The following is a 26,686-nucleotide window of genomic DNA, read 5'->3' as shown; positions in this document are numbered from 1 at the left end:
CTCACGCCGTCCCGCCGGCGGGGACACCAACACGGCGGGCGGTGACCCGGTCTCCCGGATCACCGCCCGCCGCGACGCGGTGTGCCCCGGCTCACGTGAGCCGGACGCGCGTCAGGTGGAGCAAGGTCACTTCATGGTGACCTTGGCGCCCTCACCCTCGAGCTTGGCCTTGGCCTTCTCGGCGGTCTCCTTGTTGGCCTTCTCCAGGACGGCCTTCGGCGCGGCCTCGACCAGGTCCTTGGCCTCCTTGAGGCCCAGGCCGGTCAGCTCGCGCACGACCTTGATGACCTGGATCTTCTTGCCACCGTCAGCCTCGAGGATGACGTCGAACTCGTCCTTCTCCTCCTCGGCCGGAGCGGCGGCACCGCCGGCGGCCGGGGCACCCGCGGCCACGGCGACCGGAGCGGCGGCGGTGACCTCGAAGGTCTCCTCGAACTGCTTCACGAACTCGGAGAGCTCGATCAGCGTCATCTCCTTGAACGCGTCGAGCAGCTCGTCGGTGCTGAGCTTCGCCATGTCTGGCGTCCTTTCTCGCAATGAAAACTAAGAACGTGGTGCGCCGGGAGGGCCTCAGGCCGCCTCGGCGCCCTCCTGCTCGCGCTTCTTGTCCGCCAGGGCGGCCGCCGCGCGGGCGGCCTTGGAGAGCGGAGCCTGGAACAGGGCCGCGGCCTTGCTCAGGTTGCCCTTCATGGCGCCGGCCAGCTTGGCCAGCAGCACCTCACGGGACTCCAGGTCGGCGAGCTTCGTGACCTCGGCCGCGGAAATGGCCTTGCCCTCGAAGACACCGCCCTTGATGACGAGCTTCGGGTTGGCCTTCGCGAAGTCGCGAAGCCCCTTCGCCGCCTCGACGACGTCGCCCGAAACGAAAGTCAGCGCGGTAGGACCGGAGAACAGCTCGTCGAGGCCGGAGATGCCCGCATCGGACGCGGCACGCTTGGCAAGCGTGTTCTTCGCGACCGTGTAGCTGGTCTCCTTGCCGAGCGAGCGCCGCAGCTGGGTGAGCTGGGAAACCGTGAGCCCGCGGTACTCGGTCAGCACGGTCGCTCCCGCGTTGCGGAAGCTCTCGGTCAGCTCGGCGACGGCCGTGGCCTTGTCGGCCCGGATCGGCTTGTCCGCCATGTCCCTCCTCTCTCGTTACTCGGAGCTGGTACGCCGGCGGCGAGCCAGGGCTCGACGACGGCGGCGGAGGCGTCACGACAACGAAAAAGCCCCGGCGCAGGGCGCACGGGGCGAGGGCCGGGGACACGAGCACAGTCGGCGGACCGTGCGTGACACCGAGTTTCGCTTACCGCCCTGCGCGGGTCGCCCGTCGTCGCGGGACCTTCGACCGTGCCGGAGCACGGTGACCAGCGGTCTTTGGGTGGAACTACCGCACCAGGTTACGCGACGCGCGCCGCAGCACCAAATCGCCCGACGTGCTCCCGGTCACCCCGGCTCAGGCCCGGGTGCGACGCGCCCAGGCGTAGCCGCTCAGCGCCACCGCCGTCCAGGCCACCGCCCAGCCGGTGAGGAGCACACCGGCGCCGGCCGCGACAGGCTCGGTGACCGCCCGCGCGGTCGCCATCACCGGCGGGACCAGCCACGGCGCGATCGAGCCGGAGAGCCCGAGCACCACGACCCCGACCGCGCCGGTGACCAGCACGGCCACCCCGTAGCCGGCGCTGCGGGTCACGGCCCGGCTCGCCAGCGCGCCGAGCGCCACCGCCGCCGGCAGAGCGAGCAGGTGGGCCCAGAGCCCGAGCGCCACCCCGACGAGGACCGGGCGCTCCCCCGGCCCGACGGCGGCGCTCACCCCACCGAGCGGCCACGGCAGCACCAGCGCGACGAGCACCACGGCGAGCCCCGCCGCCATTGCCGCGAGCAGCCCGGCCGCCCGTTCCCGGGCCGGCCCGACCACCACCCAAGCCATCCGGCGCTGCACGTCGGGTTCCACGTCCAGCAGGATCTTCGTCTGCCAGGCCAGCACCGGGAACAGCACCACGGCGGAGACGCCGTAGGCCTCCGCCGGCCGGGCCCGGCCACCGCCGTAGAGCACGCCGAGGACGAGCAGGCCGGCCAGGACCGGTGCCAGCGCCCGGCCGGTACGCACGAAGCCGGTCAGCCGCAGCCGGACCAACGCGATCACCGGGCCACCTCCGGCGCCGGCCCGGGTCGGCCGGACTCCCCGGCCCGGTCCGGGGAACCAGCGGCGGACGCGCCGCCCGGCCCGCCGGTGCTCGACGGGCCGGCGGAGGCCGGCACCGGGTGCGTGGCCGGAGGCGGGACGGCGTGTTCGCGTACCCGAAGGATCTGGTGGCCGTCGGTGCGCAGGCGGGCGACGGTGGCGGCCAGCGCGGCGGCCGGCACCGCCAGCTCGACCACGGCGACGGCCGCGCCGCCCGACGACGCCTCCTCGGTCACCGTGCCGTCGGTGACCGACAGGTGCCGGGCGCCCGGGAGCCGGACCGTCTCACCCCGGTGGTCGCTGACCAGCACGGTGCCGCCGTCGGCGAGCACCTCGCCGATGATCTCGGGGACCGACTCGCGGGCGGTGGCGTCCAGGCCCTCCCAGGGCTCGTCGAGCACCAGCAGGCCGGGCGGGCGCAGCAGCGCCTGCGCCAGGCCGACCTTCTGCGCGGTGCCCTTCGACAGCCGCGGCAGGCGCACGTCGTGGAAGCGGGTCAGGCCCAGTCGCTCCACCCAGTGGCGCACCGCCCGGTCGGCGGCGGGGCCGGAAAGGCCGGCGACGCGGCCCATCCCGGACAGGTAGGCCCCGACGGTGAACGGCTGGTCGGCGGGGAAGCGCTCCGGCACCCAGCCGACGACCGGCGGGCGGTCGGCGACCCGGCCCCGGCTCGGGCGCAGCACCCCGGCGGCGAGCTGGAGCAACGTGGACTTGCCGGCGCCGTTGCGGCCGAGCACCACAGCCGCCTCACCCGGGCCGATCGCGACGTCGACCTGCCGCAGCACCCACGGGCCGTGCCTGTGGTAGCGGAGCCAGACGCCGTCGAGCCGCATGCGCCCGAGAGTGCCACACCGGACGCACGAACGGGGCCCCGCCACAGCGTGGTGGCGGGGCCCCGTTCGGGAGTACGCGTGCTCAGCCCTCGGCCGAGGCCTCCTGGAAGTTCTTCACGACCTTCGGGTCGACCGGGACGCCCGGGCCCATGGTGGTGGTGAGGGTGACCTTCTTGAGGTAGGTGCCCTTGGCCGCGGACGGCTTGGCCCGCAGCACCTCGTCCAGCACCGCGGCGTAGTTGTCCACCAGCTGGGTCTCCGAGAAGGAGGCCTTGCCGATGATCAGGTGCAGGTTGGAGTGCTTGTCCACCCGGAAGGTGATCTTGCCGCCCTTGATGTCCGCGACGGCCTTGGTGACGTCCATCGTCACGGTGCCCGTCTTCGGGTTCGGCATCAGACCGCGCGGGCCCAGGATCCGCGCGATCCGGCCGATCTTGGCCATCTGGTCGGGCGTGGCGATCGCCGCGTCGAAGTCCAGCCAACCGCCCTGGATACGGGCGACGAGCTCGTCGGTGCCCACCTCGTCCGCACCCGCGGCGACGGCCTCCTCGGCCTTCGCGCCGGCGGCGAAGACGATCACGCGGGCGGTCTTACCGGTGCCGTGCGGCAGGTTGACCGTGCCGCGGACCATCTGGTCCGCCTTGCGGGGGTCGACGCCGAGGCGCATGGCGACCTCGACCGTGGCGTCGAACTTGACGTTGGTGGTCTCCTTGGCCAGCTTGACGGCCTCGACCGGGGTGTAGAGCTTCGACCGGTCGATGACGTCCGCGGCCTTGCGGTAGCTCTTGCTGCGCTGCATTTCTGGTGACTCCTGTGGTCTCTGGCGGGCACGCGTCACTCGCGGCCCTCCCACGAACAGATCGGGTGGAGCGGGTGCCGAGATCAGTCGGCGACGGTCAGGCCCATCGACCGGGCGGTGCCGGCGATGATCTTCTCGGCCTGGTCGATGTCGTTGGCGTTGAGGTCAGCCATCTTCTTCTCGGCGATCTCACGCAGCTGGGCGCGGGTGACCGAGCCGACCTTCTCCTTGTGCGGGACGCCCGAGCCCTTCTGCACACCGGCGGCCTTGATCAGCAGCCGGGCGGCGGGCGGGGTCTTCAGCACGAAGGTGAACGTGCGGTCCTCGTAGACGCTGATCTCGGCGGGGACGATGTCGCCCCGCTGGGACTCGGTCTGCGCGTTGTAGGACTTGCAGAACTCCATGATGTTCACGCCGTGCTGGCCGAGCGCGGGGCCGACCGGCGGCGCCGGGGTGGCCTGGCCCGCCGGCAGCTGAAGCGTGAACGTCTTGACGAGCTTCTTCTTCGGAGGCATGTCTCTTCCTGGGGCTTGGAACTGGGATTCTCGCCGGTCCGCGGGCGCGCACGGTCAGCACGGTGCGGACAGCCGACGTTCTAGGGTAGCGCAAACCTCTACCGAGTTTTCGCAGAGGTCGGCGGTCGTCGAGACGCCGCACCGGCGGCCACCCTTTCCAGGGTGACCGCCGGTGCCGACGTACGTCAGATCTTGGCGACCTGGTTGAAGTTCAGCTCGACCGGCGTCTCCCGGCCGAAGATCGACACCAGCACCTTGAGCTTCTGCTGGTCGGCGTTGATCTCGCTGATCGTCGCCGGCAGCGACGCGAACGCGCCGTCGGTGACGGTGACCGAGTCGCCGACCTCGAAGTCGAGGACCTTGACCTCGGGCTTGGCCTTCTTCTGCTCGGTCTCGACCGCCGGGGCCAGCCACTTGAGCACCTCGTCGAGGCTCAGCGGCGCCGGCCGGTCGGCCCGGTCGGTCGCGCCCACGAAGCCGGTGACACCCGGGGTGTTCCGGACGCAGGAGTAGGACTCGGCGGTCAGCTCCATCCGGACCAGGATGTAGCCCGGGAAGACTTTCGCCTGGATCTGCGACCGCTTGCCGTTCTTGACCTCGACCTCTTCCCGGGTCGGCACCTCGACCTGGTAGATGAAGTCCTCCATGTCGAGGGAGGTGATCCGGGTCTCGAGGTTGGTCTTGACCTTGTTCTCGTAGCCGGCGTACGAGTGCACCACGTACCAGTCGCCGGGCGCGTAGCGCAGCTTCTGGCGCAGCTCGGCGACCGGGTCGAAGTCCTCGTCCGGGGCCGGCTCGGTGGTCGGGAACTCCGGCTCGCTGGCGGCCTCGACCGACTCGTTGTTGGCCGCCGTCGCCACCGTGGACTGATCGTCCGGGGTTCCGGCGGTCTCGTCGTACTCAGGCACGCTCGCTCACTTCCGTCAGTATCGCTGTCCGCAGGTCAGCTGGACTCGCCGAAGACCCACAGCACCGCCTTGGCGAAGCCGTAGTCCAGGCCGGCCACGATCGCCAGCATCACCGCGACGAAGGTGACCACCACGGCCGTGTAGGTCAGCAGCTCCTTGCGGGTCGGCCAGATGACCTTACGCAGCTCTGCCACGACCTCGCGGAAGAACCGCGCGATGCGGGCGAACAGCCCGATCCGCTCGGTGTCCTTACGGGTCTTCCGGCCCTCGGCCGGCTCGGCCTGCGCCCGCTTACGGGTCGCGGTGCCGCCCCGGGCGACCGGCTCGTCCGCGTCGGTGGCGTCGTCGTCGGCCACGTCGTCGTCGGCCACGCCGTCGACGGTCGCGTCGTCGTTCAGACGCTCGTCGCCGTCGTCCTCGCCGCGGCGCTTGCTCTTGGCCACTTCGCCCTCCGTGCGGGATATGGGGTCGCACGCCGGGCGGCGTGCGCGGCGTGTTGGTCACGCCGGCCGGACCAACCGTCCCGCGACGGGCCGCGGCCGGCGGACCGGCCGGGAGGGCCCGAACGCCTCGGAACCACCCCACCGGTGCCACCACCACGGGCCGGACGCCACCGGTGAGGGTGGCGCGACCCACGGAACGGTCAGGCCTGAGGCGCAGGGGTGACAGGACTTGAACCTGCAGCCTGCGGTTTTGGAGACCGCTGCTCTGCCAATTGAGCTACACCCCTGTGCGGCAACTCACCTCCACCCGGACACGCTGTGCCGAGCGGGGGTCACTTGCCCCACGGCGGACCAGTGTACGGGTAGTCGTGCGACTTTCCCAACCGGTCTGCCCCTCGCGCGTCGGGCGGACCCTCAGCGCGTCGTACGGATCAGTGCCCGAGCCTGCGACAGCACCTTCTCACCCTGGCAGGTGGCGGTGATGTCGAGCCTGGTCAGGCCCGCATCGGTGACCTCCTTGACCACCGCCGACACCTCGATCTCGGTGCCCTCGTCGGTGTCCGGGACGACCACCGGGCGGGTGAACCGGACGCCGAAGTCGACCACCGCGTCCGGCGCGCCGGCCCAGCCGGCCACCGCGCGGCCGACCAGGGCCATGGTGAACATGCCGTGGGCGATGACGCCCGGCAGCCCGACGGCGGTGGCGGTGCGGTCGTTCCAGTGGATCCGGTTGAAGTCGCCCGAGGCGCCCGCGTAGCGGACCAGGTCCGCGCGGGTCACCCGGTACGTCTGGGTGGGCAGCTCCATGTCCTCAGGCCTCCCCGCGTACGACGATCTTGGACCAGACGGCGACCACCGGTTCACCGTCCACGGTGCTCACATCCGTGCGGGTGGTCAGGAAACCGTGCCCGCCCCGGGTGGTGACCTCCTCGATGGTGTTCACACACACCAGCTCGTCCCCGGCCACCACCGGCCGGGTGTACGCGAACCGCTGGTCGCCGTGCACCACGCGGCTGTAGTCGACGCCGAGCGCCGGGTCCTCGACGATCTGGCGGTTGGCCGCCATCGTGACGACCACCGGGAACGTCGGCGGCGCCACCACGTCGGGGTGGCCGAGCGCCCGGGCCGCCTCCGGGTCGTGGTGGGCCGGGTCGGTCGCGCCGACGGCGGTGGCGAACTCGCGGATCTTTTCTCGGCCCACCTGGTAGGGGGCGGTCGGCGGGTACGTCCGGCCGACGAAGGACGGGTCCAGGGACATGCCGCCGAACCTACACGCAGAACACGAACGCCGATCCGCCCGGTCGAGCGGCCCGGAGGCCACCCGTCAGCTGGATCGGCGTTCGAGAAGCTGCTGCGAGCCGGCTGCGCCGGCCGCGATCAGCGGGTCTCGCGGTGGACGGTGTGCTTGCCGTCCCGGGGGCAGAACTTCTTCAGCTCGATGCGGTCCGGGTCGTTACGACGGTTCTTGCGCGTGATGTAGTTGCGCTCCTTGCACTCCACACACGCCAAAGTGATCTTCGGCCGGACATCGGTCGCCTTCGCCACGGCGGAGTGCCTTCCTCGCTCACGGATAACTACGGCGTGTCAGCGTACGCGCTGACGACGCGGACATGCAAAGTGGGCGCCTGTGGCGCCCATCCCACCGGCCACCGGGCTGGGCCCGGAGGACGAGAGTAGCGGTGGCCGGACTTGAACCGGCGACACAGCGATTATGAGCCGCTTGCTCTGCCATCTGAGCTACACCGCCGTGGCGGGTCCAGCCGGACCCTCTGAGCCCCCTTACGGAATCGAACCGTAGACCTTCTCCTTACCATGGAGACGCTCTGCCGACTGAGCTAAGGGGGCCTGCCCGATCACCCCGGGGGTGTCGCGCAGGGGAAACAGTACACGACCGCGTCGCGGAGGTGAAATCGGATCCCCCAGGTGCGTGTCCGCCCTGGTCAGGGCACCACTCGCAGGCGCGGCAGCTCCCCCGCGACGACCGTCTCCGGGTCGACCTGGGCACCGAACCAGGCCTCCAGCCTTTCGTACGGCAGAGGGCGGCTGAACAGGAAGCCCTGGCCGATCTCACAGCCGATGTCCTGGAGCAGCTCCAGCGTCAGCTCGCTCTCCACACCCTCGGCCACCACCGCCAGGCCGAACTGCTGGGAGAGCGTCACCACCGCGTTGACGATCGCCAGGTCGCCCGGGTCGGTGGCCATGCCCTGCACGAACGACCGGTCCACCTTCACCTCGTGCACCGGCAGACGGCGCAGTTGCGCCAGGGACGAGTTGCCGGTGCCGAAGTCGTCCACCGAGAGGCGGACACCGAGGTCACGGAGGCTGCGCAGGGTGGGGATGGGACGTTCGGTGCCGTCCAGGACGCCCGCCTCGGTGACCTCCAGCGTCAGTCGCTGCGGCGGTACGCCGTACTCGGCCAGCAGATCGCGTACCAGTGCCGGGAAGTGCTGGTCGGTGAGCGTACGCGCGGCGAGGTTGACCGCGACGGACAGCGGCTGTTCGCCGTGGCTCCAGTCGCGGCTGCGCCGCAGGCTCTCCCGGAGCACGAACTCGGTGAGCCGGCCGAGCTGGCCGGTGTGCTCGGCCACCGCGACGAAGTCGTCCGGCGCGACGGTGCCGTGCGCCGGGTGCTCCCATCGGGCCAGGCCCTCCACGCCCACCAGGCGCCGGTCCCGCAGCGTCACCTTGGGCTGGAAGTAGACCTCCAGCTCGCCGTCGTCCAGCGCCCGTTGCAGGTCGCCGGCGAGACCGAGCCGGCGCAGCGACCGCGACTCCAGCGCGGGGCTGTAGAGCTGCACGCTGCCCGGCACCGACTTGGCCGCGGTGGCGGCCAGGTCGACGCGTTGCAGCAGCGCCACCGCGTCGCTGCCGTGATCCGGGTGGACGGCCACGCCGACCACCGTGTCCACGTCCACGGTGAGCGCGTCGAAGACCATCTCGTCGCGGATCTGCTCCCGGAGCTGGGCCGCCAGTTCCAGGGCCGCCTCGGTGCTCTCCAACCGGAGCGTCACCAGGAACTCGTCACCACCGGCCCGGCCGACGAGCGCCGAGGAGGGCGCGCAGGCGCGCAGCCGCTCGGCCACCTCGACGAGCACCTTGTCCCCGGCGGCGTGACCCAGCGACTCGTTCACCTGGCGGAGCCGGTCGACGTCGAAGAGCAGCAACGCGACCACCTCACCCGGCGCGCCGATCTTCACCGCCTCGGCCACCGCGGCGGTCAGCCGCCGCCGGTTGGGCAGCTTCGTCAGCGCGTCGTGGTCGGCGTCGTGCCGCAGCCGGTCCACCAGGCGCGAGTTCTCCAGAGCGACCGCGGCGTGCGCCGCCACCGTCTCCAGGAGCGCGATGTCGGCGGAGGTGAAGTGGTTGCCGTCGCCCAGGCGGTTCGCCACCTCAAGGGTGCCGATCACCACCGGACCTGATCGCAGCGGCACGACCACCGCGTCCTTGACCCGGCGCTCCGCCAGCTCGGCCCGGAACTCGCCGTCGGTCGTGACGCCGTGGCCGACCGCCACCGTCCGCCGGCTGTCCCGCACCTTCTCCCGCAGCCGGTTCGGCGTCGGCGCCACGTCCAGCAGACCGGAGTCGTCGACCCGGGCGGTGAGGAGCGTCTCCGGGTGCCGGCCCTGCGCCGGCAGCCACAGCGTGGCGTACTCGGCCTGCATCAACGCTCGCGCCCGGCCCAGCAGGGCGTCGGCGAGCGTCCCGCTCTGGCCGCTCTCCACCACCGCGCGGGTCAGCTCGTACAGGTCGGTGAGCGTGCGGTGCTGGCGGAAGAACAGCGCGTACGAGCGGTAGACGAACGCCAGCCCCGTGCCGAGCACGGCGAGCAGGAGCAGGGACCACCAGGTGCTGCGGACCAGGATCAGCACGATGAGGCCGACGGACACGTTGATCGCCGCGGTGAGCAACGCGGTCCCCGCGCTGCGGATCACGCCCCGCCCGGTCTGCCATCCGTGCAGCAGGACGTGCACCGCCATCACGCTCGCGATGCTGACCAGCATGACCGCGCTGACGGCCGCAAAGATGCTGAGCCAGGTGCGCGGGCCCACCGTGGTCATCGGCGGCATCGCCTGGAGGAGCAGCACCGCGAGGGAGGTGCCGGCTGCGGCCCGGGCGACGTTGAACCAGACCTTCGGCGCCGAGAACCGGTGCCGGATGTGCGTCACGAGCGTGGCGAGCGTGTAGATGAGCACCACGGTCAGCGGGGGCAGGAAGAACAGCGCCAGCACGAGGGGCAGCTCGGTGAGCGTGACGCCGACGGACTGCCGACGGACGACCAGACTCAGCAGCGGCAGGCCGGCCAGGATCATCAGGACGAGCAGAAGTGCCGCCTGCGGCCACTTGCCGATCGGGTCGTCGGCGACCAGACCGGTCACCACCGTGCAGGCGACCGCGATCAACGCCAACGGAGCCGTGATGATCCAGGCGTCCTCCGACGAACGCCGCCGGGACGGGTCGCGACCGGTCATCCCGCTCCTCCGGGTTGGACGCGTCGCCTCGTCACCGAAGCGACCTCTCGGTCAGCCGGCACGAGGCGCGCCGACCGACCGAGCCGAATGCGTGCGGGCCGGGAAACCCGGTTACCCCGTCACTGCCACACGAAGTCCGCAGTGCGCACCCCTGTATCGATACCGAAGTCGACACCGCCGGCGGCGCCCACGAGCGCGGCGAGCACGAGAAGCGAGCCAAGCAGCCGGCCCAACCTTCGACCAGACATGATTGCTCCCGTCGAGAGAATTTCAGAGATGCTGGAGGTTCCACGATCGTGCCACACGGCGCGCACGCACAAAAGGCGTGCGCGCGGCACCCGGGGGCGCTGAACAGAGGAATCATCCGTTCGTCATCCCGCCCCCGGCCCTCCGGCCCAGTACGAGGTCACGATCAGCCCTGAGGCCGCCACGGAAGGCGCGCACAGCGACTTCAGTCGTATACCTCACGTATCGCCTGATTCCCCCATCAGGACTCGACGCCGCTCTCTCGCGGCCGTCACGGACGAACTCGCCCACCTCGGCCGCCCACTCCCGGGACAGCCTCTACCATCATCGATGCCTGAGACAAGGTTTCACGTCGCGCGAACCGAGTCAATCATCAGTCAGGGGATCCCCGGTGCCCCGGCGAACCCGCCTCCGCGCGAGCAACCGCTCGACCCTTACGTCGATGATCTGCGCACGGCGACGGCGTACGACGGCGCCGGACGAACGACAACGGCCCTCGATCAGCATTACTGCTGGTCAAGGGCCGCATCTGCACCTGGTGGCGGGTAGAGGATTCGAACCTCTGTAGCTTTCGCGACGGATTTACAGTCCGCTCCCATTGGCCGCTCGGGCAACCCGCCAGGGCACCCCACCGCGTCGCAACGCGGCAGCGGAAGCAAGGATAGCGGTTGACCCCGGCACCGCCGCAACCGGGTACCGTCAGGAGGTCCCACGCTGGTCAGCGCGGGACGGACCAGGACAGACCGCCGGACAGCAGGAGCATGAGCATGGCAGCGAACCCGTCGTTCGACATCGTGAGCAAGGTCGACCGGCAGGAGGTCGACAACGCCGTCCGCCAGTCGGAGAAGGAGCTCTCGACGCGGTTCGACTTCCGCGGCACCGGCGCGGAGATCTCCTGGTCGGGCGAGGAGGCGATCAGCCTCCAGGCGGAGACCGAGGAGCGGGTCCGGGCCGCCCTGGACGTCTTCAAGGAGAAGCTGGTCAAGCGGAACATCTCGCTGAAGTCGCTGGACGCCGGCGAGCCCCGGCAGTCGGGCAAGATCTTCAAGATCGACGCCAAGGTGGTGCAGGGCATCGACTCGGACAAGGCCAAGGCGATCAGCAAGAAGATCCGCGACGAGGGCCCGAAGGGCGTGCAGGCGCAGATCCAGGGCGACCAGCTCCGCGTCACCGGTAAGAAGAAGGACGATCTCCAGGCCGTCATTGCGCTGCTCAAGGGCGAGGACTTCGGGCTGGCGCTCCAGTTCACCAACTACCGGTAGACACGACGACCGCACCGTGGCAGGTGACCGAGCCGGTCACCTGCCACGGTGCGGGTCAGCGGCCCCGTAGCGGCCGGAACGCGGCCCGCATCTCGGTCGCGAACAGTTCCGGCTCCTCCCACGCGGCGAAGTGCCCGCCCTTGTCGACCTCGTTGAAGTACGCGAGGTCGGGGTAGACCGCCTCGACCCAGCTGCGCGGCGCCGCCCAGATCTCACCGGGGAACACGGTGAAGGCGACAGGCACCTTGACCGGCGGAGGGGCCTGGCCGGCCTCCCTGGCGGCGGCCAGGAATCGGCCGAACTCCCAGTACCACCGGGCGGACGAGGCGCCGGTGCCGGTCAGCCAGTACAGCGTGATGTTGTCGACGACGCTCTCGCGGGTCAGACCGCCCACCGGTGCGCCGTCGACGAACGCGCGGGAGATCTTGTAGTAGCTGTCGGTGTCGTGGTCGAGCATCCAGGCGGCCAGCCCGACCGGTGAGTCCAGCAGCGAGTAGCCGATGGTCTGCGGCCGGGTGGTCTGCTCAAGGAAGTAGCCGAACCCGTCCGTGGTGAACAGCTGGAGCGCGTCGTGCGCCGCGCGCTCCTGCGCGGTCTCCGCCGGCAGCGTGTCCTTGAGGCCGATCGCCCCGGCGAGCAGGTTGACGTGGACGCCGAGCAGCCCGTCCGGCCCCTGGCGGGCCATCGCGTCGGTGACGGCGGCGCCCACGTCGCCGCCCTGGGCGACGTAGCCGGTGTAGCCGAGGCGCCGCATCAGCTCGGCCCAGGCACCGGCGATGCGGCCGTTCTCCCAGCCGGGCTCGGTGGGCGTACCGGAGAAGCCGTAGCCGGGCAGGGACGGCAGCACCAGGTGGAAGGCGTCCTCGGCGGTGCCGCCGTACGCGGTGGGGTCGGTGAGCGGACCGACGACCCCGAGCAGTTCGACCACCGAGCCCGGCCAGCCGTGCGTCATGATCAGCGGCAGGGCGTTCTCGTGCTTCGACCGTACGTGGATGAAGTGGATCTCCACGCCGTCGATGGTGGTGGTGAACTGTGGCAGGGCGTTCAGCCTCGCCTCGCACGCGCGCCAGTCGTGCTCGTCCGTCCAGTAACCGGCCAGCGCCTGGACGGTCGCCAGTTGCACACCCTGGGAGCGGTCGTCGACCAGTTCCCGGCTGGGCCAGCGGGTGGCCGCGACCCGGCGGTGCAGGTCGGCGATGGCGTCGTCCGGCGTGTCGAGCCGGAAGGGGCGGAGTTCGTCGGTGGCCATGGCCTGCACCTTTCACGTCGAGTGGATGGGCGTGGAACACCGGCGGGTAGCGATCAGTCTGGCAGGGGCCTGCCGCGCGGCGGGCCGGAATGCCGTTGCGCGGCCCGCCGTCACTTCCGGCTCCTTCTGCCGTCAGGCAACTTCCTTGGGGTACGGGCCGGGCGTGCGGTCGGGTGGGAGCCATGACCCCCGCGATGCTCCGCCCCTATCGCCCGGTGTTCGGCCAACCGGTGCTGCGCCGGCTACTGCCCGGGCTCGCGACCTCCGCTCTCGGTGACGGGCTCGCCCTTGTCGCGGTGACCTGGCTGGCCCTGCGACTCGCACCCGACGGGCAGCGCGGCACCTGGACCGCGTTCGCGGTGGCCGCGTACACCCTGCCGGGTGCGGCCGGCACGGTGCTGCTCGGCCGGTGGCTGGGTGGGCGGAGCGGGGCGCAGCTCGCCGGCTGGGACGCGACAGTGCGGGCCGCCGCGTTGGGGGCGATCCCCGTTGCCCACCTCGCCGGGGTGCTGGACGTCGGTCTCTACGTCGCCCTGCTCGCGGTGTCCTCGCTGCTGCACCCGTGGGGGTCGGCCGGCCGGTTCACGCTCGTGGCCGAGCTGCTGCCGCAGCGGCACCACCTGGCCGCGAACGCGCTGCTCGGGGTCTTCGGCCAGGCCGCGACGATCGTCGGCCCGCCGCTGGCCGGCCTGCTCATCGCCTGGGTGGGCGCGGTGTGGGTGATCGCCGTCGACGCCGCCAGCTTCGCCGTGCTGGCCGCAAGCTACCGCCTCGTCGCGCCGGCGGTCCGCAATGAGGGCGCCGTCCGCCGTGAAGGCGCCGTCCGCCACCACGCCGGAGACCGCCGCGCCGGAGACGACCACGAGGACGGAGAACGCGAGGGCGGAGACCACCGCGAGCACGCGACGGCCGGACCGTCGCGTACGTCGGGATTCCGAATCATCGCGCGGGACCGGTCGCTGCTCGGCCTGCTGTCGCTGACCTTCGCGTTCTTCTTCCTCTTCGGACCGTTCTACGTGGCCATGCCGGTGCACGTCACCGACGACCTGCGCGCCTCCGCCGGGACGCTCGCGGCCTACTACACCGCGTTCGGCGTCGGCTCGCTGCTCGGCGGGCTGCTCACCGGCCACCTGCGCGGATGGCCGCTGCGGACCACGCTCGCCGGCATCGTCGCGCTGTTCGGCGCCGCGCTGCTCCCGCTCGGTCTGGGCGCGCCGGTCGTCCTGTCACTGCCCGCGTTCGCGCTCGCCGGCCTGGTCTGGGCGCCCTACCAGCCGACCGCGACGGCGCTGTTCCAGCGACGCGCCGGCACCGTGGACCTCCCCCGCGTGCTGGCTGCGAACGGGGCGGTCACGATGCTGGCGGTGCCGCTGGGCACGATGCTCGGCGGTCCGGCGACGGCGCTGCTCGGGGCACGTCCCACGCTCCTGGCGTGCGCGGTGACGATCCTCGCGCTGGGCCTGGTCGCCGCGCTGTCCGCCGCGCACCCCGACCCTGGAGCGCAGCACACAGAGCGGCCCGCACGACCAGCCCGGACCGCACGACCCGCCCACCCGGATGGGCGCCGGATCGGGTACGACCCGGAGCGACCTGATCCGCGTGCAACCGCCGGACCCGTACCGGGGTGTCGTGTGGTGAGCGGACACGGGAGGTGGGCATGGACGGCCCCGAGGACTTCGACGCCTTCTACACGGCGACCGCGCGGCGGGTCGTGCACCACGTCTACGCCCTCTGCGGCGACCTGGCCGAGGCCCAGGACGTGACGCAGGAGGCGTACGCGCGGGCCTGGCAGCGGTGGTCGACAGTCGGGGCGTACGACGATCCGGAGGGCTGGGTCCGGACGGTGGCCTGGCGGCTGACCGCGAACCGGTGGCGCGGCCTGCGGCGCTGGTTCGCCGCGCGGGCCCGGCTGGGCCGGCAGGCGCCGGATCCCGGGCCCAACCCGGACCGGGTCGCGTTGCTGACGGCGTTACGCCGGCTGCCCGACGCACAGCGGCTGGTCGTCGTCCTGCACCACCTCCACGACCTGCCGGTGGCGGAGATCGCCCGGACCACCGGGATGCCGGAGGGGACGGTCAAGTCGTACCTGTCGCGGGGCCGTGCCGCGCTCGCCGTCCTACTGACCGACGACAAGGAGGAAGTCGATGTCGGCACGCATTGGTGAGGCCCTGCGGGAGTTGGAGCAGGACATGACCGGGCTGCGGCTCAGCTCGGCGGCCGAGGTGCGCGCACGAGGGCGCGCCCGGAGCCGGCGCCGGTCCGCGGTCCTGGCGGGGGTGGCCGCGGTGACCGTCACCGGCGGCGCCGCGACCATGGCGACGCTGTCCGGGCCGGCGGCGCCGATGCCGGCCGCGAGCGGCACGGCCACCCCGGCCGCCTCGGCGTCGACCGCGTGCCGGGCCGACCCTCCGGTACGGCTGGACGTCGTCTTCCGGCCCGGGGCCGCCGCGCCGCAGCTCGGCGAGGTCGACTACCGGATCGGGCAGGCGCGCGGGGACATCGGGCTGCGCTGCCGCGGCACCACTGCCGCCACCCGGCCGGACGCCGACGGACGGGTCGTCCTGTCGGTGCTGCTGGCGGACGGCGAGGACCCGGCGCCGATCCGGGCCGCCGTGGAGAAGCTGCCCGGGGTGGAGCGGGTGGTGACCGCCGGCGGGTGAGCGGTCAGGCGACGAGCGACTGCTCGGCGCGTACCGCTGTGGCCTCGGCCCGGGTGATCGGGCCGCCCGGCAGCGCGGCGACCGCGGCCCCGACGGCGACCGCCACCCCGGCGAAGACGAACGCCCAGGAGACGCCGCCGGCGTGGTCGATGATCAGGCCGGCGATCGACCCGCCGGCGGCGCTCGCCGCCACCGACATGGTCACCACCCAGGTGTACGCCTCGTTCAGCATGCCCGCCGGGGTGATCCGCCCGACGAGCGTGTTCTCCAGGGTGAGCGCGGGGGCGATGGCCGCGCCGCCGAGCACCAGCGCGACACCGAGCGCGGCCGGGCCGGGCATCACCGCGAAGACGGCGAAGCTGGCCGCGACGGTGCCGAGCAGCCAGGCGAACTGGCGGGTCATGTTGGCGGCGGGCTTGCGTACGCCGAACCAGAAACCACCGATGGCGCTGCCGATGCCCCAGACGGCGAGCAGCACGCCGGCGAGGCTCTCCGGGTCGGCGGCGCCGGAGTTGCCGGCGAAGGCCGGGACGATGACGCCGGAGGCGCCGAACGCGATGCCGAGGCTCGCCACGCAGAGCAGCAGCGCGGGGAAGCCGCCGAGCCGCAGCGGGCCGAGGCCCCGGGCGTGGTGCTCGCGGGCGTGCGGGCGCCAGCCGCGCATGACCCGGCCGAGCGCGACCGTGCCGGTGCCGACCAGCGTGACCACCGCGGCGCCGACGAGCGCGGCGGATGCGTCGGCGAACAGCACGAAGGCGGCCACCAGCAGCGGGCCGATCACGAACACGACCTCGAAGAGGGTGGTCTCGGCGGCGAGCGCGGTGTTGCGCAGGTGCGCCCGGCCGGTGGCGGGAGCGGTGAGGTCGTTCCACGCGCCCCGGATCGCGGCGGTGAGCGGCGGGTACGTGGCGCCGGCCAGGCCCGCCCCCAGGTAGATCAGCCCGAGGTTGCCGCTGTCGGAGCGGGTGGCGACGAGCAGCCCGATCAGGGCGAGCGGGTGGGCGAGCGCGGTGGCCAGCAGGACGGGGGCGGGTCCGACCCGGTCGGCGATCCGGCCGGCGACGGGGCTGAGCGCGGCACCGGAGAGCGCGTAGATGCCGCCGGCGACGGCGGCCAGGGAGTACCGGCCGGTGACCTGCTCGACGACGAGCAGCAGCGCCAGCGGGGTCATGCCGATCCCGAGCCGCCCGATGATGCCGAGGACCAGCAGCATCGGCGCGCCGGGGATCCGCCAGACGCCCTGGTACTGGCGCAGTGCGGCCACTGTGTGCACCTCCGGGAAGTAACGAGTGAGTCAGGCTTCGACCCTAACGCCCCTACTGCGCGGGACGGTGGTCGAGTCGGTCACATCGACCTGCCGGTGCGGGGCTGCCTTACCCGCCGGAAACGAGTAGGTTCGGTGATCGAACGGAGTCCATGCCTACGGCGGGTCGGCCGCCGCCATGATCGGAGGTCGGATGAGCGGCATGGCTGTCGCGCCGCTACGGGTCGAGATCTACTCGCTCTACGGCGACGCCCGGCCCGCCGAGCCCGCGTCCGCCACCCTCCGGGGTTCACTGCCGGTGCGTGCGGTCCAGCAGTGCCCACCGGTGGCTGCCGGCTCCGGTCTCGGGTGGTACGTCTATCCGCCCGCGGACGTGGCGCTGCGCTGGGACGGCCACGACACCGAGTGGAGTCTGCTCCAGGAGAACGAGCCGGCCGGCTGGCGATCGCTGGCCGGCGGGTACGACGGCACGTTGCCGCAGGCGCCGGCGCAGCTGGCGGACCTGCCGGAGCGGTTCCGGGACGGCCTGGACATCTTCGACCGCTACGGCGGCACCATGCCCTTCATCGACGCCGACCCGCGCGCTCCGCACACGATCGAGATGGTGACCGGGGTGGTGGCCCGCACCTCTCCCGGCTGGTGCCTGCTGGCGCGCGGGGTGCCGAACTGGCCGGCGCAGCGCGGGCTCCAGCTCTACGAGGGCGTGGTGGAGACCGACTGGTACACGTCGTTCCTGCCGACCATCCTGCGCCTGACCGAGCCGGGCCATGTGATCCGGCTCTACCGGAACATTCCCCTGATGTGCGTCCAGCCGGTGCACCGTTCGACGCTCGCGGCGGCGCGGCAGGCCGAACTCGTCACCGGGCAGGGCATCGCGGAGTGGCCGGACGACCTGTGGGAGGACCTCGTGGCGCTGCGCCGCCGGCGGCAGGATCCGCAGATCCGCGGCAGCTACCGGCGGGAGCAGGCCCGCCGGCGACGTGAGCGGGCCGACTACGAACCGGTCGGCGTCGAGGAGACGGACCCGCCGGATCGATGACCGACACCACGACGCCCGCCCCCGGCTACCGGGCACTGTTCCGGCATCCGGTCGCGGCCCGGCTGCTCGTCGCCCGGGGCGTCTCCGAGCTGGGTGACTTCGTCGGGCTGGCGGCCCTGCTGCTGCTCGCGTACGACCAGACCGACTCGGTCCTCGGTCCGGCGGCCGTGTACGCCGCCCGCACGGTGCCCGCCCTGCTCGTCGCGACGGTGTTCAGCGGCTGGCTGGACGTACCGGCCCGGCGCACCATGCTGGTCGGGCTCTCGCTGGCCGGTGCGGCGCTCATCGCCGTACCGGCTGCGGTGCCCGAGCCGGTGCCGGCGATCGTGGCGGCCGGGCTGCTCGGCGCGATCCGGGCCGCGTACGCGAGCGTGCATGTGGCGATCACGGCCGAGGCGGTGGAGCCGTCCTTGCGGCTGCCGCTGTTCGGGCTCTCCGCCTTCGCCAACCAGAGCGGCCAGGTCGTCGGTCTGCTCGCCGGGGCCGCCGTGACGGTGGCGCTCGGCCCCCGGTTGGCGCTCGTGATCGACCTGGTCTCGTTCCTGCTCGCGGCGGTGGTTCTCGCCGGCCTGCCGGTGCGCCGGCAGGAGCACCGGGGGCCACGGCCGCCCGCCACCGCGGGGATCCGGATCATCGCCGCTCATCCGGTGTTGCGGGGCGTGGCGCTGCTGACCCTCGCCACCGTCCTGTCCGGCGGGCTGCCGGAGACGCTCGCGCCGGATCTGGCTGCCGGCGGATGGCGGCCGGTCGTGCTGGCGGCGTCGTCGTTCGGCGGGGCGGTGTTCGTGCTCGTCGTGGGGCGGCGGGGCTGGCTGGCCCGCGTGACCGGTCAGGTGGTGGCGGCGGGCGCGCTCGCCGCCGCGCTGTTGCTGGCCGGTCTGCTGGTGGCGCTCGACGCCCCGGCGTGGGCGATCGCCGGGGCGAACGCGCTCGTCGGAGCGGGCGGCGGGTGGCTGATCGGGGCCCAGGCCACGTTCGCGCGGCTGGCCCCGCGGGAGCGGATGGGGCAGGTGGAGGCGACGATCGTGGCCGGCAACATCATGCTCTCCGGCGTCGGGATCTTCCTGCTCGGCGGCGTGGCGGTGCTGCTCGGCCCGGCCGCCGCCTATCTGGCGGCGGGGGTGGTGCTGCTCGCCGTGGTGCTGGTCGCCCGGCCGGACCGGCTGCCCGAGCCGGCCGCGTCCTGAGCCCGGCCGGAGCTGCCCCGGGGCCGGCCGGGCCTGACGGAAGGGCGCAGACACGACGCCGCCCGCGTCCGGGTGGACGCGGGCGGCGTTCGGGTCACGCGGGTCAGCGCTGGAACTGCACCGGCCCGGAGTTGCGGGCCATCTGCTCCAGGCGGGCCACCCGCTGCTCCATCGGCGGGTGGGTGGCGAACATCGCGGCGATGCCGCCGCCCCGCTTGAACGGGTTGTCGATCATCAGGTGCGCGGTGCTGGCGAGCTGGCCCTGCGGCGCCAGCGGGCGCGCCTGCGTCCCCATGTGGATCTTGCGGAGGGCGCTGGCCAGGGCCAGCGGGTCCCGGCTCAGCTCGGCGCCGGACTGGTCGGCCTGGTACTCCCGGCTCCGGCTGATCGCGAGCTGGATCACCGTGGCGGCGATCGGGCCGAGGATCAGCGTGAGCAGCAGCACCGCCGGGTTCGGGCCGTCCTCGTCGTCGGACGAGCCCAGCGGGATGAACCAGGCGAGGTTCGCCAGCATGGTGATGATGCCGGCCAGGCCGGCCGCGACGCTGGAGATCAGGATGTCCCGGTTGTAGACGTGCGACAGCTCGTGGCCGATCACGCCACGCAGCTCCCGGTAGTCCAGGATCTCCACGATGCCCTGGGTGACGCAGACCGCCGCGTTCTCCGGGTTACGACCGGTGGCGAACGCGTTGGGCTGCGAGGTCGGGCTCACGTAGAGCCGGGGCATCGGCTTGCCGGCCAGCGTGGAGAGCTCCCGCACCATCTGGTAGAGCTCGGGGAACTGTGCCTCGCTGACCGGTTGCGCCTTCATCGAGCGCAGGGCGAGCTTGTCGGAGAAGAAGTAGGTGACGCCGTTCATCAGCAACGAGACGACGACGGCGATGACGAGACCGCTGCTACCGCCGAACCAGTAGCCGATCGCGAGGATCAGCGAGGTCAACAGGCCGAGCAGCGCTGCGGTCTTGAGACGGTTGTGATGCACGATCTCTCCTTCGGTGCACGGGCCCTTGCGGGAGGCCCGCTGACCGGTTCAACACACCGGTACCCGTCAACCATCCGGCTCATGGCTGAAAGTTGGCTGGATGTTGCTGTGCGCGGGCTGAAGCGGTCGCCCATCCGGGCACGAACCGGTCAGCGCGCCGCGACGTCCAGCACGAGCTGCGGTGCGAAACCGATCACCACCGCCACGGCGGTGGCCACGCCGAGCGCCAGCACCACGGTCCGCGCGGGCCGGATCGTCGCCGCGCCGGTCGGCGTCGCGTAGAGCGACGCGGTGACCCGCAGGTAGTACGCCAGGCCGATCACCGCGTTCAAGGCCACCACCAGCGCCAGCCATCCCGCGTGCCCGGCCAGCAGCGCGCGTACCACTGTCACCTTGGCGAACAGCCCGGCCAGACCCGGCGGCAGCCCGGCCAGCCCGATCAGCGCCAGCGCGAACGCGCCGCCCACCCACGGGTGCCGTCGCGCCGCGCCGCGCAGGTCGGCCAGCGTGCCGCCGTCGCCGTCCGCCGGGCGCAACGCCACCACCGCGGCGAACGCGGCGAGCTCCAGCAGCACGAAGAAGATCGCGTACGCCACGGCTGCCGCGTACGCGGCCGTCCGCGCGTCGCCGGTGCGGCCAGCGGTCAGCGCCAGCGCGCCCAGCGGGGCCAGGATGTACCCCGCCTGGGCCACCGACGACCAGGCGAGCAACCGCACGGTACGCCGCTGACGCAGCGCCACCAGGTTGCCGACGGTCATGGTCAGCACCGCCAGCGCCGCCAGCACCGGGCCGGTCATGTCCCCGGGCAGCGCGCGCTGCACCACCGCCAGCAGCGCCACCACGCCACCGAGCTTCGAGGCGGTCGACAGGTACGCGGCCACCGGCAGCGGCGCGCCGTCGTACGTGACGGGGGCCCACGCGTGGAACGGCACGGCGGCGACCTTGAACGCCAGCCCGGCCACCACGAGCGCCACCGCGACGCCGGTCAGCGGCAGATCGGTCAGGTCGGTGCGGTCGGCCAGGGTGGCGCCGAGCCGGTCCAGGTGCAGCGTGCCGGTGACCGCGTAGAGCAGCGCCGCGCCGAGCAGCGTGACAGTGGTCGCGACCACGCTCACCACGAAGAACGTCACCGCCGCCTCGGCACCGGCGAGGCTGCCCCGGCGCAGGCCGACCAGCACGTACAGCGGCAGCGTCAGCGTCTCCAGCGCCACGATCAGCGTGATCAGGTCACCCGCCGCGCCGAGCACCACGCCACCTGTCATCGCGCAGGCGAGCAGGAAGCAGTACTCGCCGACCGGAGTACGCCCGGCGCGCAGCAGCGGACCGGACAGCGCCAGCACGCCGAGCGTGAGCAGGGCGATCACGGCCCCGACCAGGGCGGCCCGGCCACCCCACACCCAGGAGCAGTCGTCGCCGACGCAGAACGTGCGCCGCTCACCGGCCGCCCCGACCAGTGCCGCGCCGGCCGCGGTGCCGGCCGCGCCGAGCGCCGCCACCGCCACCGTGACGGCGGGCCGGGCCACCAGCAGGTCGACCAGGAGCACCAGCACGGCCGTGCCGGCGGCCAGGTACGCGGGCAGCATCGCCACGTTGTCGACGCTCTGTACCAGGCTCATGGGACGACCCCCAGCAGCGCCTCCACCGGACCGGAGGCGTACGACAGCACGAGCGCGGGAGCCAGGCCGACCGCGAGCGCGAGCAGCACCAGCGGTGCCCAGGCGGTCAGTTCCGCCCCCGCCAGCCCGGGTGCGAGCCCCGCCACCGCCGGGCTGGGCCGCCCGTGCGTGACCCGGCGCAGCAGCCGCAGGAAGTACGCGGCGGTCAGCGCCCCGCCCAGCGCCGCGAGCACGGCGAGCGTCAGCCAGAGCGGCCCGCCCCGCTGCACCGCGGCCACCACGGCGAACGCCTCCCCCCAGAACCCGGCCAGGCCGGGCAGCCCTAGCGAGGCCACCGCCGCGAAGCCGAGCAGCCCGGCCAGCCGGGGCGCGGTCTCCCGCAGCCCGGACAGCTCGGCCAGCGACCCGGTGTGGGCGCGGTCCTTGACCGCACCGGCCAGGAAGAACAGCAGGGCGGTGATGACACCGTGGGCGATGTTGCCGATCAGCGCGGCCTGGATCCCGGTGGCGGTGAGCGTGGCGACCCCGAGCAGCACGAAGCCCATGTGCCCGACGCTCGAGTACGCGATCAGCCGCTTCAGGTCGTCCTGCGCCAGGCAGACCAGGCCACCGATCAGGATGGCCGCGACGGCGAGCACGCCGAGCACCGGCGCGGCCCAGCGGGCACCTTCCGGGGCCACCCCCACCGCGACCCGGATCAGCCCGTACGTGCCCATCTTGAGCAGCACGCCGGCGAGGATCACGCTGCCGACAGTCGGCGCCTGGGTGTGCGCGTCGGGCAGCCACGAGTGCAGCGGCCAGAGCGGGCTCTTCACCGCGAACGCGAGCGCCAGCAGCGTGAACGCGGCGAGCTGGGTGCCCCGGGACAACCCGGCACCGCCGGTGAGCGTGACCAGGTCGGCGGTGCCCGCGGCGGCCACCACCACGTAGACGCCGACGAGCAGCAGCACCGAGCCGAACAGCGTGTAGAGCGCGAACTTGCGGGCCGCCCGGCGACGGTCCGCACCACCCCAGCCGGCGATGACCGCGTACATCGGCAGCAGGACGACCTCGAAGAACAGGAAGAACAACACCAGGTCGAGCGCGAGGAACGTGCCGAGGATGCCCACCTCGACCACCAGCAGCAGCGCCACCAGCGCCCGCCCGCTGCCGCCGCCGGGCGGCACCCGCCACAGCGTGTACGCGCAGCACAGCAGCGTGAGCAGCGCGGTCAGCACCACCAGCGGCCAGGAGATACCGTCCACGCCCAGGTGGAAGCGCAGGTCGAGCCCGGGCACCCACTGCAGGTCGAGCTGGTGCCAGGGCTGCACCGCCGGGCGCGGCCCGTACCCGAACCAGCCGTGGTCGCCGCCGACCAGCGGCAGCGTCGCCAGCAGCGTCAGCGCGGCGGCGACGGTGCCGACCACCCGGCCGGCCCGGTCACCGGGCACGACCGCCGCGGCCAGCGCGCCGAGCGCCGGCACCGCGACCACGGCGACCAGCAGGACCTGCCCGAACGTCATGAGGTGACTCCGATCAGGGCGACCGCCAGGCCGATCAGCAACGCGCCGGCCAGCACCCCGGCCGCCGCGCGGGGCAGCGCCGCCCGGTGCAGCGCGGCCAGGCCGCCGCCCACCTCGACCGCCGCCCGGCCGCTGCCCTCGACCAGGCCGTCCACGCCCAGCTCGTCGCCGGTACGCACGACCCGCGCGAGCGCGCCCGCCGGGCGTACGACGAGGGCGTGCTGGACGTCGTCGAGCCGGAACGCCCGGGCGAACACCGGCCGCAGCGGACCCAGGTAGCGGGCCGGGTCGGCGGCCGGGTCGCGGCGCCAGCCCGCCCAGGCGACACCCGCGCCGACGAGCAGCAGCAGGAACGGCAGGATCAGGTTCGGCGCGAGATGGACCAGCTCGACCGCCTCGCCGGTGTCGTCGCCCGGCACGCGCAGCCGGTCGGCGAACCACGGCGCGAACGCGGCCAGGCCGAGCAGCGCGGCCGGGACCGTGAGCAGCAGCACCGGCCAGCGCAGCAGCGCGGGCGGGTCGTGCGGGCGCAGCAGCGGCGTGCGGGTGGCGCCGAGGAAGGTGCGCAGCAGCAGGCGGGTCGCGTACCAGGCGGTCACCGCGACGCCGACCAGCCCGGCCAGCCAGACCAGCCAGCCCACCCAGGCCGCGCTCGGCCCGGCACCGTCGAGCGCGGCCGCCTCTGCGGCCGCGAGCACGCCGTCCTTGCTCCAGAAACCCGAGAGCGGGGGTACGCCGGCGAGCGCGCCCAGGCCGACCACCATGCACCAGAACGTCACCGGCATGGCGGTACGCAGGCCGCCCATCCGGGACATCAGCGTGGTGCCCACGGCGTGGATCACCGCACCGGCGGCGAGGAACAGCAGCGCCTTGAACGCGGCGTGGGTGAGCAGGTGGAACAGCGCGGCAGCGGGTGCGCCGACCGCCAGCGCGCCGGTCATGTAGCCGATCTGCGAGACCGTGGACCAGGCGAGCACCCGCTTGATGTCGTCCTGGGCGGTGGCGGCGAACGCGCCGAGCAGCATCGTGATCGCGGCCATCACGCCCAGCACGGCGAGCGCGGCCGGGGCGCGCTCGAACAGCGGGAACAGTCGGGCCACCGCGTACACCCCGGCGGCGACCATGGTGGCGGCGTGGATCAGCGCGGACACCGGCGTCGGGCCGGCCATCGCGTCGGGCAACCAGGTGTGCAGCGGGAACTGGGCGCTCTTGCCCGCCACCCCGGCGAGCAGCAGCAGGCAGGCGGCGGTGAGCGTGCCGGTGCCGTAGTCGTGCGCCAGCACGTCGGCGATCCGGAAGCTGCCCGCGCCCACGCCGAGCAGCGCGATGCCGAGCAGGAAGCCGACGTCACCCACGCGGGTGACCAGGAACGCCTTCACCGCCGCGCCGGGCGCCTCGGGCAGCCGCCGGTCGTGGGCGATGAGCAGGTACGAGCAGATGCCCATCACCTCCCAGCCGACCAGCAGCATGATCAGGTCACCGGACACCACCACCGTGAGCATGGCGGCGGTGAAGAGGCTCAACTGCGCCGCGTACGGCGGATAGCGGTGGTCGACGTCCACGTCGTCGTGCGGGCCCCGGCGCAGGTAGCCGATCGAGTAGACCTGCACGGCCAGCGCGACAGCCGCGACGGCGGTGGCGACGAGCACCGCCACGCCGTCCAGGCGCAGGCCCAGCGTGACCCGCAGCCCACCCAGGTCGATCCAGGTGGTGGACGCCTCGACCGGGGCGTCCACGCGGACCAGCAGCGCCAGCGCGGCCAGCAGCGACACCGCCGCCCCGGCCACACCCAGCGCGACCGCCGACCGCCGTGCCGACGCCCGGTCCTGGTGCGGGGCGGGCGGCAGCAGCAGGCCGAGCAGCCCGGCGACGAGCGGGGCGGCCGGCAGCACCGCCGCGAGCCACAGCGTCGGCGTGCTCACCGGACCGCTCCTTCCGTGCCCGGTGCCCCCGGCGTCGGCAGCCCGCCTGGGGCCGCCGCGACCGCTGGAGCCGGCTCGGCCAGCGGGACGTCGTCGACTGTGACGCCGGCGCGCAGCCGGTAGAGCTGGAGCACGATCGCCAGCCCGACACCGATCTCGGCGGCGGCGAGCACGATCACGAACAGCGCGAACACCTGACCGGAGTGCGGCAGCACGGCCTTGACTGTGGTGTCGGCGGTGACCAGCACCAGGTTCACCGCGTTCAGCATCAGCTCCACCGCCATCAGCACCAGGACGGCGTTGCGGCGGCGCAGCACGCCGTACACGCCGAGGCCGAACAGCAGCGCGGCGGTGACGTACGGGATGACCGGCCTCACGGGCGCCCGCCCTCGTCGGCGGGTCGCGCGGCGCCGAGCGGGGCGTCCCCGCCGGGCCGGTCGCCGTCGGCCGGGCTGGGCGCCTTCGGGCGGCCGATGTCGGGGCGGGACAGCACGATCGCGCCGACCAGCGCGGCCAGCAGCAGCACCGACAGCACCTCGAACGGCAGCACCCAGGAACGGAAGATCTGCTCGCCGAGGCGCTCGGCGGTGCCCGCGGCGGGCAGGTCCACCCGGGACCAGCGGAACGCGTCGATCAGCAGCACCGCCAAGCCGAGGCCGCTGCCGGCGCCGACCAGCGCGGCGGCCCAGCCCGGCCGGTCCAGGTCGTCCGACGGGCCGATCGGCGCGCGGGTCAGCATCACCGCGAACAACAGCAGCACCACCACCGCGCCCACGTAGATGAGCACCTGCACCCAGGCCACCAGCTCGGCGGTCAGCACCAGGTAGTCACCCGCGAGCGCGCCCAGGCAGACCACCAGCCACAGCCCGGCCCGGACCAGGTGACGGGTGGCGACCACCAGCGCACCCGCGCCCACCGCCACCGCGCCCAGCGCCAGCAGCAGGACGTCCGCACCGGTCATGAGGCAGTGCCTCCGCCCGGATCGGTGGCGGCGTCGGGGCGTACCCGGGAAGGAGCCGGACGGGCCGACGGACCCGCCGCCTTCCGGGCGGCGGTGGTCTCCTCCTTGGAGGGGTCGCCGAGCGGGTCGTGAGCCGGCGGCGGCGGCACGGTGGCCATCCACTCGCCCAGGTGGTCCTTGTCGTGCAGCAGGTTCTTGATGTCGTACTCGGCGTACTCGAACTCCGGCGACCAGTAGAGCGCGTCGAACGGGCAGACCTCTACGCAGATGCCGCAGTACATGCAGAGCGAGAAGTCGATGTCGAACTTGTCGAGCACGTTGCGCTGGCGGGGGCGGGCGGCGCCGGGCACCGCCACCTCCTCCTTGTGCGAGTCGATGTAGATGCACCAGTCCGGGCACTCGCGGGCGCAGAGCATGCAGACCGTGCAGTTCTCCTCCAGCAGCGCGATCACGCCGCGGGAGCGGGGCGGCAGCTCGGGCGCCACGTCCGGGTACTGCTGGGTGGTCGAGCGGCGGGTCATCGTCTTCAACGTGACCGCCAGGCCCTTCACCAACCCGGCACCGGGCACTCCACCGTGCTCGCTCATGCCGCCCATCCTGCCCTGTGGCCCGGGCGCGCGCGACCACCCCCCGACTCTTGGCGGCGGTATCGTGAGCGCGGGGAG

General features: G+C 73.0%; 26 protein-coding genes, 4 tRNA genes and 1 pseudogene. 6 read left to right on the top strand and 25 right to left on the bottom strand.

Going from position 1 to position 26,686, the window contains the following annotated elements:
* Positions 1-126: 126 nt before the first annotated feature.
* From rplL to O7607_RS15760, 16 genes are all read right to left on the bottom strand, one after another.
* On the bottom strand, positions 127-516 hold the full coding sequence (gene rplL / locus O7607_RS15835) for a 50S ribosomal protein L7/L12 (protein WP_269703998.1): 390 nt from the start codon (positions 514-516) through the stop codon (positions 127-129).
* Positions 517-570: 54 nt separating this feature from the next.
* Complete coding sequence (gene rplJ, locus O7607_RS15830; RefSeq protein ID WP_269703996.1) at positions 571-1,119, bottom strand: 50S ribosomal protein L10; 549 nt, start codon at positions 1,117-1,119, stop codon at positions 571-573.
* A 316-nt stretch (positions 1,120-1,435) separates the two neighbouring features.
* A complete protein-coding gene (locus O7607_RS15825; RefSeq protein ID WP_269703995.1) occupies positions 1,436-2,125 on the bottom strand; it encodes a hypothetical protein in 690 nt (229 codons plus the stop codon).
* A complete protein-coding gene (locus O7607_RS15820; protein ID WP_269703994.1) occupies positions 2,122-2,997 on the bottom strand; it encodes an ATP-binding cassette domain-containing protein in 876 nt (291 codons plus the stop codon). Before O7607_RS15820 ends, O7607_RS15825 begins: the two co-directional genes overlap by 4 nt.
* A gap of 82 nt (positions 2,998-3,079) precedes the next feature.
* Positions 3,080-3,796 (bottom strand): 50S ribosomal protein L1, encoded by a 717-nt coding sequence (rplA, locus tag O7607_RS15815; protein WP_269703993.1) that lies wholly within the window; start codon positions 3,794-3,796, stop codon positions 3,080-3,082.
* 83 nt (positions 3,797-3,879) lie between these two features.
* Complete coding sequence (rplK, locus tag O7607_RS15810; RefSeq protein ID WP_013288647.1) at positions 3,880-4,311, bottom strand: 50S ribosomal protein L11; 432 nt, start codon at positions 4,309-4,311, stop codon at positions 3,880-3,882.
* 185 nt (positions 4,312-4,496) lie between these two features.
* Positions 4,497-5,219 carry a transcription termination/antitermination protein NusG gene (gene nusG / locus O7607_RS15805; RefSeq protein ID WP_194801430.1) on the bottom strand — a complete coding sequence of 241 codons (723 nt, stop codon included), beginning with the start codon at positions 5,217-5,219 and terminating at the stop codon, positions 4,497-4,499.
* A 35-nt stretch (positions 5,220-5,254) separates the two neighbouring features.
* A complete protein-coding gene (gene secE, locus O7607_RS15800) occupies positions 5,255-5,662 on the bottom strand; it encodes a preprotein translocase subunit SecE (protein WP_269703992.1) in 408 nt (135 codons plus the stop codon).
* Between the two features lie 214 nt (positions 5,663-5,876).
* Positions 5,877-5,949, bottom strand: a tRNA-Trp gene (locus O7607_RS15795).
* 127 nt (positions 5,950-6,076) lie between these two features.
* Positions 6,077-6,469 carry a MaoC family dehydratase gene (locus O7607_RS15790; RefSeq protein WP_269703991.1) on the bottom strand — a complete coding sequence of 131 codons (393 nt, stop codon included), beginning with the start codon at positions 6,467-6,469 and terminating at the stop codon, positions 6,077-6,079.
* Between the two features lie 4 nt (positions 6,470-6,473).
* The gene (locus O7607_RS15785) at positions 6,474-6,920 is read right to left on the bottom strand and encodes a MaoC family dehydratase N-terminal domain-containing protein (protein ID WP_269703990.1); all 447 of its coding nucleotides are present in this window, start codon (positions 6,918-6,920) and stop codon (positions 6,474-6,476) included.
* 119 nt (positions 6,921-7,039) lie between these two features.
* Positions 7,040-7,207 (bottom strand): 50S ribosomal protein L33, encoded by a 168-nt coding sequence (gene rpmG / locus O7607_RS15780; protein WP_013288652.1) that lies wholly within the window; start codon positions 7,205-7,207, stop codon positions 7,040-7,042.
* Between the two features lie 129 nt (positions 7,208-7,336).
* Positions 7,337-7,409, bottom strand: a tRNA-Met gene (locus O7607_RS15775).
* A gap of 25 nt (positions 7,410-7,434) precedes the next feature.
* Positions 7,435-7,507, bottom strand: a tRNA-Thr gene (locus O7607_RS15770).
* A gap of 95 nt (positions 7,508-7,602) precedes the next feature.
* Positions 7,603-10,131 (bottom strand): putative bifunctional diguanylate cyclase/phosphodiesterase, encoded by a 2,529-nt coding sequence (locus O7607_RS15765; protein WP_269703989.1) that lies wholly within the window; start codon positions 10,129-10,131, stop codon positions 7,603-7,605.
* 782 nt (positions 10,132-10,913) lie between these two features.
* Positions 10,914-10,997, bottom strand: a tRNA-Tyr gene (locus O7607_RS15760).
* 147 nt (positions 10,998-11,144) lie between these two features.
* On the opposite strand from O7607_RS15760, the gene O7607_RS15755 reads away from it, so the two are divergent.
* Positions 11,145-11,639, top strand: coding sequence for a YajQ family cyclic di-GMP-binding protein (locus O7607_RS15755; RefSeq protein ID WP_013473720.1), 495 nt, complete (start codon positions 11,145-11,147; stop codon positions 11,637-11,639).
* A gap of 55 nt (positions 11,640-11,694) precedes the next feature.
* Here the strand turns inward: O7607_RS15755 and O7607_RS15750 are convergent, their stop codons facing one another.
* Positions 11,695-12,888 (bottom strand): epoxide hydrolase family protein, encoded by a 1,194-nt coding sequence (locus O7607_RS15750; RefSeq protein ID WP_269703986.1) that lies wholly within the window; start codon positions 12,886-12,888, stop codon positions 11,695-11,697.
* A gap of 182 nt (positions 12,889-13,070) precedes the next feature.
* Here O7607_RS15750 and O7607_RS15745 point away from each other — a divergent pair.
* From O7607_RS15745 to O7607_RS15735, 3 genes and pseudogenes are all read left to right on the top strand, one after another.
* Positions 13,071-14,357: pseudogene (locus tag O7607_RS15745) on the top strand (MFS transporter); the annotation flags it as partial.
* Positions 14,358-14,545: 188 nt separating this feature from the next.
* Entirely contained in the window at positions 14,546-15,052 is a 507-nt protein-coding gene (locus O7607_RS15740) for a SigE family RNA polymerase sigma factor (protein ID WP_269703984.1), read from the top strand.
* Complete coding sequence (locus O7607_RS15735) at positions 15,033-15,548, top strand: hypothetical protein (RefSeq protein WP_269703983.1); 516 nt, start codon at positions 15,033-15,035, stop codon at positions 15,546-15,548. Before O7607_RS15740 ends, O7607_RS15735 begins: the two co-directional genes overlap by 20 nt.
* A 4-nt stretch (positions 15,549-15,552) precedes the next feature.
* Here the strand turns inward: O7607_RS15735 and O7607_RS15730 are convergent, their stop codons facing one another.
* A complete protein-coding gene (locus tag O7607_RS15730) occupies positions 15,553-16,812 on the bottom strand; it encodes an MFS transporter (RefSeq protein ID WP_269703982.1) in 1,260 nt (419 codons plus the stop codon).
* 193 nt (positions 16,813-17,005) lie between these two features.
* Here O7607_RS15730 and O7607_RS15725 point away from each other — a divergent pair, with 193 nt between their 5' ends.
* Both O7607_RS15725 and O7607_RS15720 read left to right on the top strand, forming a co-directional pair.
* A complete protein-coding gene (locus tag O7607_RS15725) occupies positions 17,006-17,851 on the top strand; it encodes a DUF6065 family protein (RefSeq protein WP_269703981.1) in 846 nt (281 codons plus the stop codon).
* Positions 17,848-19,038, top strand: coding sequence for an MFS transporter (locus O7607_RS15720; protein ID WP_269703980.1), 1,191 nt, complete (start codon positions 17,848-17,850; stop codon positions 19,036-19,038). The genes O7607_RS15725 and O7607_RS15720 overlap by 4 nt, the downstream gene beginning before the upstream one ends.
* A gap of 103 nt (positions 19,039-19,141) precedes the next feature.
* Here the strand turns inward: O7607_RS15720 and htpX are convergent, their stop codons facing one another.
* From htpX to O7607_RS15685, 7 genes are all read right to left on the bottom strand, one after another.
* Complete coding sequence (htpX, locus tag O7607_RS15715) at positions 19,142-20,020, bottom strand: zinc metalloprotease HtpX (RefSeq protein WP_269703979.1); 879 nt, start codon at positions 20,018-20,020, stop codon at positions 19,142-19,144.
* A 149-nt stretch (positions 20,021-20,169) separates the two neighbouring features.
* Positions 20,170-21,636, bottom strand: a complete 1,467-nt coding sequence (locus O7607_RS15710) for an NADH-quinone oxidoreductase subunit N (RefSeq protein WP_269703978.1) — start codon at positions 21,634-21,636, stop codon at positions 20,170-20,172.
* A complete protein-coding gene (locus O7607_RS15705; protein ID WP_269703977.1) occupies positions 21,633-23,138 on the bottom strand; it encodes a complex I subunit 4 family protein in 1,506 nt (501 codons plus the stop codon). The genes O7607_RS15710 and O7607_RS15705 overlap by 4 nt, the downstream gene beginning before the upstream one ends.
* The gene (locus tag O7607_RS15700; protein ID WP_269703976.1) at positions 23,135-25,060 is read right to left on the bottom strand and encodes an NADH-quinone oxidoreductase subunit 5 family protein; all 1,926 of its coding nucleotides are present in this window, start codon (positions 25,058-25,060) and stop codon (positions 23,135-23,137) included. Before O7607_RS15700 ends, O7607_RS15705 begins: the two co-directional genes overlap by 4 nt.
* Positions 25,057-25,437 carry an NADH-quinone oxidoreductase subunit NuoK gene (gene nuoK, locus O7607_RS15695; RefSeq protein ID WP_269703975.1) on the bottom strand — a complete coding sequence of 127 codons (381 nt, stop codon included), beginning with the start codon at positions 25,435-25,437 and terminating at the stop codon, positions 25,057-25,059. The genes O7607_RS15700 and nuoK overlap by 4 nt, the downstream gene beginning before the upstream one ends.
* A complete protein-coding gene (locus O7607_RS15690; protein ID WP_269703974.1) occupies positions 25,434-26,021 on the bottom strand; it encodes an NADH-quinone oxidoreductase subunit J family protein in 588 nt (195 codons plus the stop codon). Before O7607_RS15690 ends, nuoK begins: the two co-directional genes overlap by 4 nt.
* Positions 26,018-26,608 (bottom strand): NuoI/complex I 23 kDa subunit family protein, encoded by a 591-nt coding sequence (locus O7607_RS15685; RefSeq protein ID WP_269703973.1) that lies wholly within the window; start codon positions 26,606-26,608, stop codon positions 26,018-26,020. Before O7607_RS15685 ends, O7607_RS15690 begins: the two co-directional genes overlap by 4 nt.
* Positions 26,609-26,686 lie beyond the last annotated feature (78 nt).

Source organism: Micromonospora sp. WMMA1949 (assembly GCF_027460145.1).
GTDB lineage: Bacteria > Actinomycetota > Actinomycetes > Mycobacteriales > Micromonosporaceae > Micromonospora.
The sequence above is the reverse complement of the archived record's forward strand: the minus strand, read 5'-3'. Positions and strand labels throughout refer to the sequence as shown.